Consider the following 12,171-nt stretch of genomic DNA (forward strand, 5'->3'; position numbering starts at 1 on the left):
TTCTTCCGCGCTCGCGGATTCCCGCTCGTTCTTTGTCTTCGACAAAGAACGCCTTCGGCGCGCTGCAGATCGCTAAGCCGGGGTTTAGTCCTGATCTAAAAAAGTGATCAGATGTTGTTCCACGTATTGAATTACTTTTTGGATTCGATCGGAGGCGTTCCACTTTTCGGAGATCATCCGAGGAGCGCCCCAGAGAAAGATCGCTTCGATGAAAATTTTGCGCGGATCGGGAAAGAAAGATTCGATTTTGATTTCGATTCCGTGATCTTCCGGATCCTGAGGATTGAGGGGAGGAAGTACAAAACGAAGTCCTCCTCCTAAGATCGGTCTTCCGAGTTGCTGCAGGCTATCCCTGTTTTGTTTGAGACGTTTTTCCCAGATCTCGCCGAACGCGTGTTCCGTGGAAGCGTCCGTGAGGAGACGAACGGTAAGATCGCTTTTCACCACATTCTTCCCTTGGATTTGCCAGACGTTATCGAAGGCTTCGATGACCCTTTCAAAATCCTCCTCGATGGATTCCAAGGAACCGTCCGGGTTTTCGGAAATGATCAAGAGCTGCGTGATATTCGGTCCCGCGTTGATCACTTGGATCGTAAGAACCGATTGAGAAAGTTGTCTTGTGAGAACGTTTTGATTCGGACCGTAGTTGGTTCCCGTGATTTCGATTCCCAATTCTTCCAATTTGGCTTGGAACTGAAGGATTTCGGATTTGGATCGTACGACGATCGGTAAAAATAAATCGCTGAGTCCGACGTGAATGATACTTCGATTTCGATTCATGGTTTGCGGTCTTTGAGATCCTTTCTGACAAAAGGATCTTTTTTGAATAGAAAAGAAATTCTTTCGAGATTCGATTAGCGATATTTGACCAAAAACAAATCCTGAGTTCCGTTAATGGAGATTCCGTTGATGGTTCCGTTTGCGGAACCCGTTGCGTAGAGTGCGCCTTCGGGATCGATGACCGCTGCGTAACCCATCAAGGTAGCGGCGGGGGTTCCTATCTGACGAAGCCACTGTTGTTGTCCTTGCGAGTTGTATTTTGTAAAAAATAAATCGTAATTGCCGATGGACGCGCTCGAGCCGGTCAGCAAATTTCCGGTCGTAAATCCGGTAGAAAAAACGTTTCCGACAAAATCCGTGGATAAGGACATAACCGTCGTTGACGATGATCCTAAATTTGCGCCGAATTGCTGAACCCATTGTTGAGTTCCGTTTGCGCCGAATTTAAAGATGGTTCCAGGGTAAGCGGCTCCGGTGTTTCCCGAACCGAAGTCGGCGTTGCTATTGGCTCCGACAAAAACGTTTCCGAAGCGATCGAAAGTGATCGATCCGGTAAGAACTTCCGTGCCAGTTTGACCTATGTGATTGAAGAGCTGTCTGTTTCCGCTCGAGTCGTATTTAAAAACGAAAAGATCGTTTCCGCCGATCCCGGGAACGGTTAACGCAGAATAATTCGCGCCTCCCCAACCCGCGACGAAAGCCGAGCCGGAAGCGGAATCGCAGGCGAGTCCACTTGCGGTTGTATTCGCGCCCGTAACGGAAAGCTGAGTCGCCCAGGATTGGTTTCCGGAAGAATCAAAACGAACCACGAACATGGTTCCGCCGACCGAGACCGGGCCGCCGAAAGGTCCGTTTGTGTCTCCTGCGACGAAGGAATTTCCGAGACTATCCACGCAGATGTCCGTCGGATTTAGAAAATAACTTCCTCCGGTCGGCCCGACTTGTTTGCTCCAGAGCGGAGTTCCGTCCAAAGAAAACTTGACCACAAAAAGATCCTGACCGCTCAGAAGAGGCCCCGCGAAAGCGGCGTTCGTATATCCGGCAACATAAGAATTTCCGAATTGATCCGTCGCGACTCCAACCACCGTAAGGAGCGCTCCGGACGCTCCCATTTGCCGAGCCCAGACGACGTCGCCTGTAGCGTTGTATTTGACGATGATTAAATCTTGGGATCCGATCACACTTCCGTTAAAAAGGGCGCCGTCGGTTTCACCGACTGCTACGACGTTCTGAGACGGATCCAAGACTGCGTCCTTGCCCCGGCTGCTTGCGCCCGATTTCCCTACAAGTTTTGTCCATTCCAAGGTTCCTGTATTTTCGCGAAAGATAATCGGATGAATTCCCGCGAGAATCCCGGCGAGAAATTGACTCACCCAGTATTCACTCGTCCTCGGATTTCCCGAGTTCATTTCATTGCCAGGAACGCAAGAATGAAGTAAAACCCAGAGAATCGGGATGGTAAGATAAGATCTCATTTTACACCTAAAAAAATTCTAAAATAGCATTCTTACGTATTTGAATAATCTATCAAAGATTGTGCATTCTTTCAAGAAGTAAGATTGGTAAAACTTGGAGAACTAATTATAATTTGGAAAGAAATTAACTGTCCGTAGGGGATATCAACCTATGATAAAACGAGATCTTGACCGGACGGAAAGATCTCGACTTCTCAAGGCGGGCTTGGTATCCGTACTCATTATCCTAAAAAGAGTTTTTCAGAGATGAACTTAGAGACAGAAATCAGACAAGAAACGAATCTTTGCGATAAATCCGGAAACCTGAATTTAAACGCGGTTGGTTGGTCCAAAAAGCCTTTGCATCGGTGCAATTTGAGCGGGCATTATCTTCGGAAAAAGAAATGGAATTATTGGTGCGTCTATGACGAAAACTTCTTGGCTTCGTTTACGATTTCGGACGTGGACTACGCTGGAGTCATTTTCGTATATTGGCTCAATCGCAAAACGGGAGATTTCGAAGAAGGAACCATTCTTACCCCATTCGGATCGGGAGTGAGTTTAGGGCAGCTTCTGGGAAGCAACGCGACTTATATCGGAAACAACGCGAGGCTTCAATTCTTTTGGGAAGAAGAAGGATATCGTCTATCCGTAAATTTTTCACCCAGAAACAAGATCCCGGTTCAAGCCGAACTTTTTATTCCCGTACCGGAGAATTGGGAAACGCTCAACGTAGTCGTTCCTTGGTCCAAGAGAAGATTTCAATTTACCGAAAAACTATTCGGAGTTGGCGCTAGCGGAACCGTTCGATACGGGGCGATGGAACACAAATTCGAACCGGAGAATTCCTTCGCTTGTTTGGATTATGGAAGAGGGGTTTGGCCTTATTCCACAAAATGGAACTGGGCGTCGATGGTGGCGGTTAACGCGGGCGAAAGGATCGGGATCAATCTCGGGGCCGGGTGGACGGACGAAACCGGAACGACTGAAAATGCGATCTTGGTAAACGGAAGAATCTACAAGATTCCGTCTAACGCAGTTTTTGAGATTGATAAGGAAAATTGGATGAAACCTTGGCGTCTTTATACGAAGGATTCCCAAGCGATCGATTTGCGGTTCGTTCCCGAATTTCACAGAAAGGCGACCACTAACACCGGAATTCTCGCTTCCTCCGTACATCAGATGATCGGAAAATTCGAAGGGATCATTCGTCTTGGAAAAAACGAATATAAGATCGCAAACGGTCAAGGTTGGGCCGAAGATCATATCGCAAGATGGTAGAATCTAATCCCCAGTATATCTACAATATCGCCTCTAAAAAAGACTACGAAGAAGCGCTCAAAACCGGTTCTTATATCACCGATTCTCTCGAGAAGGAAGGTTTTATCCATAGCTCAAAGAAGAATCAGGTGGAAGACACTGCAAATCGGATCTTTTCCGGCAGGAAGGATCTGGTTCTTCTCGTTGTGAATACGGGGAAATTAATTTCTGAATTGAAATTCGAAACGAGTGATTCTTCTAAATTTTCGAAGGAAGAAGGAAAGAATATTTTTCCTCATATTTTCGGACCTTTGAATACGGACGCGATAGAAAACGTTCACGAGATTACACCGGACGAGGATGGAAAATTTCGATTTCCATTCTTAGATTGAAGGTTCGTTCGAAAATTTTTAAAGTCAAAGAAGAAAAATGAAAGAAAAATCCGAGAAAACGCGATGCGCGTGGGCAAGCAAAGATCCGTTGTACGTACGCTACCACGATAAAGAATGGGGAATTCCGGTTCACGACGATCGAAAACTTTTCGAATTTTTGATTTTAGAAGGGGCGCAGGCCGGTCTTTCGTGGATCACGATCTTGAGAAAAAGGGAAACTTATAGGGAATCCTTCGACGGATTTGATCCTGAAAAAGTCGCGGCATACAAAGAAAAAAAGATTCAATCTCTTCTCAAAGACGAAGGAATCATCCGAAACGAATTGAAGATCCGATCGGCTGTCACAAACGCTAAAGAATTTTTGAATATTCAAAAAGAATACGGTTCCTTTGACAAATACATCTGGAGCTTTGTGAATCAAAAGACGATTTACAATTCTTGGAAAACGAACCGGGAAGTGCCGAGCGAAACCTCCGAATCTAAAGCGATGAGCAAGGACTTAAAGAAAAGAGGTTTCAAGTTCGTGGGATCTACGATTTGTTACGCGTTTATGCAAGCAACTGGGATGGTTATGGATCATACCACCGATTGTTTTTGTTTTGTGAAAAAGAAACCTTAATCCGTCCGAGTATTCGAGTCCGGTGATGCCATTTTTGATTTTTCTTTCCATTTCGATTTTAATCTTTTTTGTTTCAAAACTCGCTCTAAGAAACTTACGTAAAAAGCGAAAAATAGAATATTCAGAATTCTTAAAGGAATTCGAAGGAAGGAAATTCTTTTTTTACACTTCTCGGAGAAATAGCAAAGAAAAGATAGAGGCGGAGATTTTACCCTTTTTGAATCCAGAGATACTCGTCGTTTACATGAACGGAAGGAGACCGGAATCCAAGATCGAAAAAAATCGGATGCTCGCAAGAATGTTATATAAATTGAATGTGGTCGGATTTCCCGCCATCATTAAGATAGAGAATGGCAGAGCCGTCAAACATTCTCTTAAACAAAAAATATATTCCTCAATCAACGAAAATCGGAGTCTTGTCGAAATAATTTCTATTATCGAGAAATATTGAATGGATTTTTAGAAGTGATTTCGAAAATCGAAAAGGACTTTTTCATTATATTTTTCAAAAATCACACCTTTTGCGATTCTTTCCTCGAAACGTTATTTGTGCTTGTGGCAAACGATAGATATCTTTCCGAAGGGCGGCGAAAGCGTCCGCGGTAAAGCTTAAATCGGCGATCTATTTCAATTTTTTTACCGAGTCGTCTGTAGCGAAAGATGAATGTAACAGGTTCGTTTGCCGGATGAAGGTAGTTCGGGTAAAAAGTTCGGGAAACGGAAAATGAGAAAAATTAAAAATAAAAACAGCCGTTTCATGGTAGGAGCTAATCCTTCCGGGAAAAAACTGTCAGAAAAAATATGAGATTGTAAAGAATTTATTTTAGACTAATGTTTCTTATTAAAAAGGAAAATGTTAAGCGAAGAGTTCTTTTGGAGACGGTCAGTAAAAATAAGCGTATCAAAGGTAAAATCCGATTATTATAGTTCCACATTTCTAAGCGAAACTTGAGAATGTTTATGTTTTTATCATATTACAAAGGTAGATGACGATGCAACCAACGGAAGATATTCTCGGGAAAAAAGAAAAACGAGCGTTTCGAATCGGATATGTTCTCAGGATGATCATTGCGCTTCCTTTATTCCGCCCAGCCTGAATGTTTCACAAAGCGCCATGGAAAGAATCTGGATTCTCGTATTGTATGTGGGGGCTGCGTTTGCTTCAGCGGCGATGGTTTGGTTTTTATCGAAGGAAAGATTTTGTCTAAAGGACGACAATCGAATCGCGGGCTGGGCCGGAGTAAGCGTCGATCTCTTAATTCTTTCCATTCTTCCCTGGACCTGGTATGATTCGGTCGGAGGCGAGGCGATTCCGAAAACTTATCTTATGAAGACCGGTTTCATTCCGGTGGCAGCCGTGTTCATTTTATTGAGCGGCCTGTCTCTCAAACCGCTATATCCGATTTTAGTGTCTTTGGGATCTCTTGCGATTTCAGTTTGGATGTTTTTGTACGTGCGGAAAGATCCGAATGTGGAATGGACTTCCAGTCTTTCCGAAACTTTTTTATCACCCAAGGCAAATCCGGAATATTATTTTTCCATGACCGCCTTAGTATTGTTATACGGAGGAATCGTCTCTTTTATAGCTTTTACTGCCCGCACTCTATTGAAGGAATCTGCGCTTCTTGAAAGACAAAGTTCGCAGCTTGGAAGATACTTTTCTCCCGGAGTGATTCAAAGAATCACCGCAGAGGATAATCTTTTTGCGCCCGGAGGAAGAATTCAAAACATCGCGGTTTTATTTTGCGACATTCGAGACTTTACCTCGATATCCGAAAAACTTTCTCCGGCCGAAGTGATTTCTCTTTTGACGGAATATCATAAGGAAATGGTCAGAGTCGTATTTGAAAACGGAGGTTCCGTGGATAAGTTTATCGGCGATGGAATTTTGGTGACATTCGGAATACCGGAATCCACGGACGCGGATTGTCGCAATGCAATGACGGCCGGAATCGAGATGAAAAAGACATTAAAAAAACTGAATATTCAAAGAGAGAAAGAAGGTTTGCCGGAAATAAGACAAGGAATCGGAATTCATTTTGGAGAGGCGATTTGCGGAAATATAGGGACCGAAGAAAGATTAGAATTCACCGTGATCGGCGACGCTGTGAACGCGGCTTCTCGAATCGAATCTGCATGCAAAGAATTGAATGTGGAATTTTTAGTTTCTCAGGAAGTTCTGAACCGAGTCGGAAACGAATTTCAAACCGCCGCAATGGGGGAAGTGAAAGTAAAAGGAAAGGAAAAATTGTTAAGCCTTCATTCCGTAACTTTGTCTCCGGTTTGAAGTTGCGGTTCGATAGGAAATCGAGAACTTTACAGAATTCTTAAAAAATAAAATGGTAAAATTTATCCCTCCCGGCAGATATTCTGTCGAAAGGGATAAATCAAATCGGAAGAGAGAATTCTATCTTCCGTATTTTGCGGTGATTTTTGCCTCTCCGATTTTCAGCTGATTGATATAAAAGCCGATCAAAGCGCCGGAAGAATTCTGATCCGCTCCGATTTTATCCTTCAAAGCGTAAACGGTGAAGATATAACGGTGTGGTTTGTCTCCTTTGGGAGGACAAGGTCCGCCGTAACCGCCGGTTCCGAAGTCGGTTCTACTTTGGACGGCTTCTTTTGGCAGAAGATTTTTTTCTAAATTCCCCGCATTTGCAGGAAGAGAAGTTGACGTTGCAGGAAGATTGAAAACGATCCAGTGCCACCATCCGCTTCCCGTCGGCGCGTCCGGATCATAAACGGTGACTGCGATGCTTTTTGTGTCCTTTGGAAGTCCTGACCAGGAAAGAGAAGGGGAAACGTTTCCGCCGGTACATCCGAAACCGTTAAACACTTGTTCGTCGGCGATTAGTTTTCCCGCGCTGAGTTCCGGGCTTTTGAGTTGAAAAGGTTCCGCTTGTAGCACGGAAGCGGACAGTAAGAACGCTAGTGCAATTCCTTTGATTTTCATAAATCGAAATTCTCCTTTCTAAACGTAAATTATTCGATAAGAAATTAGACTTTTTGCAATTCTTGTTTTAAGAATTTTGAAAAATTCTTTTAAATCATTTTCCGATTCTCAGTGAAAAAATCATGAACGACTGATTTTTAGGAAGAAAGATGAGCCCGAATTTGAATCGGGCCTATCAAGAATTTCTAATTCAACCAGGCTTTTTTATTGTCGCCGGCATATTGATCGAAAGTGATCGGATCTTTACCGGTGATTTCCTTTACGGCGTTTGAGATCGGAGCAGCGTGTCCATCTTTGAGAGCACCCGCGATATAAACCAAAACGTTTGCATAATCTTCCGAGACTCCCGCGCTCACTAAACCATTTTTAAAATCTTCGGATGTTATGTCCGCGAAGATAATGTTCAGCCCTGTCGCCTTCGATAGCTTTTGAGCGACCTCGTCGTGGGTGATCGCCTCCTTACCGGTAAGAGTGAAACCCTTCCCGCTGGAAGAATCATCCAATAAGAGCGTTACTGCCGAAGAAGCGATGTCTCTTGCGTCGACAAAGCTGGCCTTAGCGTTTCCTCCGGGGAAGTAGATTTTTTTGTCCTTCAAAATTCCTGAAATCCAGAAAGTCTGAAAGTTCTGCATAAACCAATTGGGTCGAATGATATTGTATGCGAGCCCCGATTTTTCGAGCGAGATCTCTAACTTTCTAAACGGAAGATCTTCAGGAGAATGGTCTATGCCGATTGCCGTCATAAGTACAACTTTCTGTAATTTTTTAGACTTAGCCTTTTCTATCCAAGGGTTAAGGACCGAGAATTGATCCGTATAACCGGGGGGACAAAGAAAAAATGCCCGATCCACTTTGTCTAAAATTTCAAGTCCTAAATTTGGCTGAGAGGCATCCGTTTTTACCCAGTGAAGGTTTGACGCCTTTTTACCGGAATCCGGGTTTCTTGTGCTTGCGTAGACTTCATGACCTTTTGCTAATAGATTATCCACCACTAGGCCCGAGACGAGTCCGGTCCCTGCATATACAAATACTTTCATAGTTCGTTCTCCTAAAAAGATGTTAGCCTAAAATGAAAAATCTGGCTATGTCTCAGAATCCAAAAAGCATATCCAATCGTATAAATAGATCGACTTTTGGATATTTGGAGCTAAAATTGTATTATGGATCTACTTTCGGAAATTCTTACGGCCGCTGCTTGGAAGACGGATATTTTAGCGAGAAGGTCGATGTATCAAGCCTGGGGACTTCGTTTTCCGTGTGAACGGAGCGGAGGATTTCATCTGATTTCTCAGGGTTCCTGTTTTGTTCGTTTTCGAGGGAAGTGTATTCCCTTGGAAAAAGGTGATATACTCTTTATCGCAAAGGGATTCAATCACGAGCTGGTATCTTCTCCGAATCACAGAGCGATGGACATCGGAAAGTTCAACGAACTTCTAAAGAAAGAATCTAAATCCTTCGGAGCTCCGATCACGACCTTCGTTTCGGTTCGCTACGAAGTTCCGGAATCGACGCAACATCCTTTTTTTTTGGAGCTTCCCGATCATATTCTAATTCGTTCCGGAGAAATTCCTCCTCATCATCCGTTGCATACAACGTTAATTCTGATTTCTCAGGAAGTGGATTTGGAACTCGGATCGGATTTGATTCTTCAAAGATTAACCGACATTCTACTTTATTACGTTATTCGTCATTGGTTGGAGACTCATCCTTCCGCTTCGCCGGGTTGGAGGAGCGCGTTTAAGGACGAGAAGATTTTAGCGGCCTTAGAAGCCCTTCATAAAAAATCCGCACATCCCTGGACGTTGGAAAATCTAGCAAGAACGGTGGGAATTTCCAGAGCGTCCCTTGCCAATCGTTTTCGAGACGTTTTGGGATGCACACCTATGGATTATCTGTCGAGGCTACGAATTGAAAAGGGAAGAAGTTTGATTCAAGACCAGGGGGCAACTTTGGAAGAAGTGGCGAGGATCGTAGGATATTCTTCTGCGTTCGCATTCTCAAAAGCGTTTAAAAGAATTCACGGAGTTTCACCCAGAAAAGAAGAACCGCAAAAAGTTCGATACGTATCATGAAAAAATAGACGAGTTCGGCTAACGTTCTACAAATCGTTTCCTTTCAGGTGAAATTTTGCTTTTATAAGAATTTAAGAATATTTCGTAAAAGCAAGGACAATCTTACAAGCAAGAGACAAGCCCCCATAAAGAAGTCGTGGCATTATTTTCGTTAAACGACTAACATTAGTAAGCTGCAATTCGTTTGTCTTGTAACGTTACTATTAATATAGCAAATCCTATGATCGGTAATCAATCTGGGTAAGCGAACGAGGCGTCGAAATTCTTTCGGGTCTTTTCGTTTTTTACTTTGGAAATAAATAATTGTTTATAGTTTTTCAAATGTGTAAACTCTTGCCTGCAATTCCATCAAAGAATAAGGGAGAAAGAGTTACGTGAAAATGCAGTTTTTGGGGTTTTTGTTTCTTTTCCTATCCCTTCCTATCTTTGGGGAAAGAATCCCCTTAGAGAACGATCAAGTAAGATTAGGTCTTTATTCTCAAATTTTGGAAGATCCCGATTCTACGCAAACGATCGATTCCGTTCAAGAGCTTCCGTTTCAAAATTCAGATCAAGAAAGTCCTTCATTCGGATTTACAAAATCTTCTTATTGGTTGAAGTTCACCCTTTCTAATCCCGAGGATTCTGCTAAGGAAAAGATGATCGAGATTACATTTCCGCTGATCGATGAAATCGTTTTTTACGAACCGAGTGCGGATGGATTTAAGAAAACCGAAGTCGGAATCGCAAAACCTTTTGGGGAGAGGCCCGTAAAAAGTCATACTTTCGTTTTTCCGATTCGAGTGACGCCGGGAGAATCCACTTATTACTTTCGATTTAAGAATGATGACAGCATGCAAATGCCGTTGATACTATGGGAGCCGGCTGCGTTCTATAAGAATATTAGAGATATTCAATATATCAACGGGATCTATTTCGGGATCCTGATTGCAATGGCGGTTTACAACTTGTTTCTTCTTTTAACGGTGAGGGACAAGAGTTATTTCTATTACGTTTTTTATATTCTCTGCTTTGCGCTTTTCCTCATGTCGCAATACGGTTTTGCCTACGAATACTTTTGGCCGGATTTTTCCTGGGGAGCTCGAAGGATGAATCCATTTTTAGCCGGTCTTTTAGAATTGAGTATTCTTCTGTTTACAAGAGATTTTTTGGACACAAAAAATACATTTCCGGTCTTGCATAAATTCAATCGGATTTTGATCGTTCTTTGTGCGCTCGCTTCGATTTCCGCTTTTTTTGTCAGTCTGACACAAGCTGCTTTTCAAGTGGCGATCTTAGGATTGTTTACCGTATTTTCGATTCTCGGATTCGGCATAAAAGCATTGTTAAGCGGTTATAGACCAGCTCGTTATTTTATGATTGCATTCTCTGCTTTGCTTTTTGGCGGAGTATTCTACGCGCTCAAGACGATCGGATCGATTCCGGTAAACTTTATAACGGAATTCAGTATGCAAATCGGTTCCGGTTTGGAGGTTACTCTGCTTTCTTTGGGTCTAGGCGATCGAATCTCCTTACTGATCAAAGACAAACAGGACGCGCAAAAAGAGCTGATAAGAGAACAAAATCATTCGATTGAAAGGCAGGCGCGTTTGAACGAGTCCTTCGCCAGATTCGTTCCGTCGAAACTCATCAATCTATTGGGAAAGAATGAAGTGATTCAAGTTGCGTTAGGCGATCAGATTCAGAAGGAGATGACGGTATTGTTCTCCGATATTAGATCGTTTACGGAGCTTTCTGAGACGATGAGTCCTCAAGAGAATTTTAATTTCTTAAATTCTTACCTGGAGAGAATGACTCCTGCGGTCGAGAAACATTCCGGAACCATCGACAAGTTTATCGGGGATGCGATCATGGCGCTTTTCGAAACGAACGTTGACGACGGTTTGCTGGCCGCGATCGAAATGCAAAGGCAGTTAAAGGCGTATAACGTGGATAGAAGTCGCCAAGGTTATAAGCCGATCGAGACGGGAATCGCGGTTCACAAAGGTCCGGTGATGTTGGGAACGATCGGTTCAAAAAACAGGATGGAAGTTACCGTGATTTCGGATACCGTCAATACCGCTTCTCGAATCGAAGGTTTAACAAAAAATTACGGCGCAAAGATTCTTCTGAGCGAAACCGCTTTTTCTTCCCTAACGGATCCTTCGATTTTTCTCTATCGGTACTTAGGAAGAACTTTTGTGAAGGGAAAGAAGGAAGATCTTGCTGTTTTGGAATTTTGCGATACGGAGAGCGAAGACGCGGAGAAATTCTTCAAAACCAAGGCAAAATTTGAAAAGGGAGTCTTGAGTTTTTTTCAAAACGACTTTAAAAGTGCGGAAGAATTTTTCGCTGAAGTTTTGCAAGAATTTCCTACGGACTCGGCTTCTTTTTGGTATCGGAGCGCTTGCCGAAGTTCCGCAAAAGCTGTTTGAGCCGTCTCTTTGTCGTATTTGGCTTTGACTGTGGAACCACAATGAGACTTCTAAAAACGGATTCTATTGTGAATAAAACAAATTCCATAGAATCCGTTTTCATGATAGTGTCCTTAAAGTTTCGCACAAATGAGAACTTGAGAAGCGCTCTTCTCACACGATCAAGCCATGAGCTTTAAAGTTTTTAACTCTTTTAATTTCTCCATGTCAACATACTTTTTAGTTCC

The 12,171-nt window shown here is 43.0% G+C and carries 11 protein-coding genes; 7 read left to right on the plus strand and 4 right to left on the minus strand.

Annotation, left to right across the window (positions count from 1 at the left end; all coding sequences use genetic code 11):
• Positions 1 to 84: 84 nt before the first annotated feature.
• Both CH376_RS18125 and CH376_RS18130 read right to left on the minus strand, forming a co-directional pair.
• Positions 85 to 780 carry a hypothetical protein gene (locus tag CH376_RS18125; protein ID WP_100787678.1) on the minus strand — a complete coding sequence of 232 codons (696 nt, stop codon included), beginning with the start codon at positions 778 to 780 and terminating at the stop codon, positions 85 to 87.
• 74 nt (positions 781 to 854) lie between these two features.
• The gene (locus tag CH376_RS18130) at positions 855 to 2,255 is read right to left on the minus strand and encodes an SBBP repeat beta-propeller lipoprotein, LipL53 family (RefSeq protein WP_100787677.1); all 1,401 of its coding nucleotides are present in this window, start codon (positions 2,253 to 2,255) and stop codon (positions 855 to 857) included.
• Positions 2,256 to 2,501: 246 nt separating this feature from the next.
• On the opposite strand from CH376_RS18130, the gene CH376_RS18135 reads away from it, so the two are divergent.
• The 5 genes from CH376_RS18135 (at position 2,502) to CH376_RS18155 (ending at position 6,792) form a co-directional block, all read left to right on the plus strand.
• Positions 2,502 to 3,515, plus strand: a complete 1,014-nt coding sequence (locus CH376_RS18135) for a DUF2804 domain-containing protein (RefSeq protein WP_100787676.1) — start codon at positions 2,502 to 2,504, stop codon at positions 3,513 to 3,515.
• A complete protein-coding gene (locus tag CH376_RS18140; RefSeq protein ID WP_100787675.1) occupies positions 3,509 to 3,886 on the plus strand; it encodes a DUF952 domain-containing protein in 378 nt (125 codons plus the stop codon). The genes CH376_RS18135 and CH376_RS18140 overlap by 7 nt, the downstream gene beginning before the upstream one ends.
• A gap of 37 nt (positions 3,887 to 3,923) precedes the next feature.
• Complete coding sequence (locus CH376_RS18145; RefSeq protein WP_100787674.1) at positions 3,924 to 4,505, plus strand: DNA-3-methyladenine glycosylase I; 582 nt, start codon at positions 3,924 to 3,926, stop codon at positions 4,503 to 4,505.
• 217 nt (positions 4,506 to 4,722) lie between these two features.
• Complete coding sequence (locus tag CH376_RS24085) at positions 4,723 to 4,956, plus strand: hypothetical protein (RefSeq protein WP_125231991.1); 234 nt, start codon at positions 4,723 to 4,725, stop codon at positions 4,954 to 4,956.
• A 663-nt stretch (positions 4,957 to 5,619) separates the two neighbouring features.
• Positions 5,620 to 6,792 carry an adenylate/guanylate cyclase domain-containing protein gene (locus tag CH376_RS18155; protein ID WP_100787672.1) on the plus strand — a complete coding sequence of 391 codons (1,173 nt, stop codon included), beginning with the start codon at positions 5,620 to 5,622 and terminating at the stop codon, positions 6,790 to 6,792.
• Between the two features lie 120 nt (positions 6,793 to 6,912).
• Here the strand turns inward: CH376_RS18155 and CH376_RS18160 are convergent, their stop codons facing one another.
• Together CH376_RS18160 and CH376_RS18165 are read right to left on the minus strand one after the other, a co-directional pair.
• Positions 6,913 to 7,458, minus strand: coding sequence for a YbhB/YbcL family Raf kinase inhibitor-like protein (locus CH376_RS18160; RefSeq protein ID WP_100787671.1), 546 nt, complete (start codon positions 7,456 to 7,458; stop codon positions 6,913 to 6,915).
• A gap of 185 nt (positions 7,459 to 7,643) precedes the next feature.
• Positions 7,644 to 8,495, minus strand: coding sequence for an NmrA family NAD(P)-binding protein (locus CH376_RS18165; RefSeq protein WP_100787670.1), 852 nt, complete (start codon positions 8,493 to 8,495; stop codon positions 7,644 to 7,646).
• A gap of 123 nt (positions 8,496 to 8,618) precedes the next feature.
• On the opposite strand from CH376_RS18165, the gene CH376_RS18170 reads away from it, so the two are divergent.
• Entirely contained in the window at positions 8,619 to 9,530 is a 912-nt protein-coding gene (locus CH376_RS18170) for an AraC family transcriptional regulator (RefSeq protein ID WP_100787669.1), read from the plus strand.
• Positions 9,531 to 9,910: 380 nt separating this feature from the next.
• Positions 9,911 to 11,944, plus strand: coding sequence for a 7TM diverse intracellular signaling domain-containing protein (locus CH376_RS18175; RefSeq protein WP_420843566.1), 2,034 nt, complete (start codon positions 9,911 to 9,913; stop codon positions 11,942 to 11,944).
• Positions 11,945 to 12,171: the final 227 nt, after the last annotated feature.

Origin of the sequence: Leptospira adleri, from assembly GCF_002811985.1 — a bacterium.
Classification (GTDB): domain Bacteria; phylum Spirochaetota; class Leptospiria; order Leptospirales; family Leptospiraceae; genus Leptospira; species Leptospira adleri.

What these genes read in the sequence shown, in the direction of transcription:
- CH376_RS18125 (WP_100787678.1), bottom strand. Translation starts at nt 780, where the DNA reads ATGAATCGAAATCGAAGTATCATTCACGTCGGACTCAGCGATTTATTT.
- CH376_RS18130 (WP_100787677.1), bottom strand. Translation starts at nt 2,255, where the DNA reads ATGAGATCTTATCTTACCATCCCGATTCTCTGGGTTTTACTTCATTCT.
- CH376_RS18135 (WP_100787676.1), top strand. Translation starts at nt 2,502, where the DNA reads ATGAACTTAGAGACAGAAATCAGACAAGAAACGAATCTTTGCGATAAA.
- CH376_RS18140 (WP_100787675.1), top strand. Translation starts at nt 3,509, where the DNA reads ATGGTAGAATCTAATCCCCAGTATATCTACAATATCGCCTCTAAAAAA.
- CH376_RS18145 (WP_100787674.1), top strand. Translation starts at nt 3,924, where the DNA reads ATGAAAGAAAAATCCGAGAAAACGCGATGCGCGTGGGCAAGCAAAGAT.
- CH376_RS18155 (WP_100787672.1), top strand. Translation starts at nt 5,620, where the DNA reads ATGGAAAGAATCTGGATTCTCGTATTGTATGTGGGGGCTGCGTTTGCT.
- CH376_RS18160 (WP_100787671.1), bottom strand. Translation starts at nt 7,458, where the DNA reads ATGAAAATCAAAGGAATTGCACTAGCGTTCTTACTGTCCGCTTCCGTG.
- CH376_RS18165 (WP_100787670.1), bottom strand. Translation starts at nt 8,495, where the DNA reads ATGAAAGTATTTGTATATGCAGGGACCGGACTCGTCTCGGGCCTAGTG.
- CH376_RS18170 (WP_100787669.1), top strand. Translation starts at nt 8,619, where the DNA reads ATGGATCTACTTTCGGAAATTCTTACGGCCGCTGCTTGGAAGACGGAT.
- CH376_RS18175 (WP_420843566.1), top strand. Translation starts at nt 9,911, where the DNA reads ATGCAGTTTTTGGGGTTTTTGTTTCTTTTCCTATCCCTTCCTATCTTT.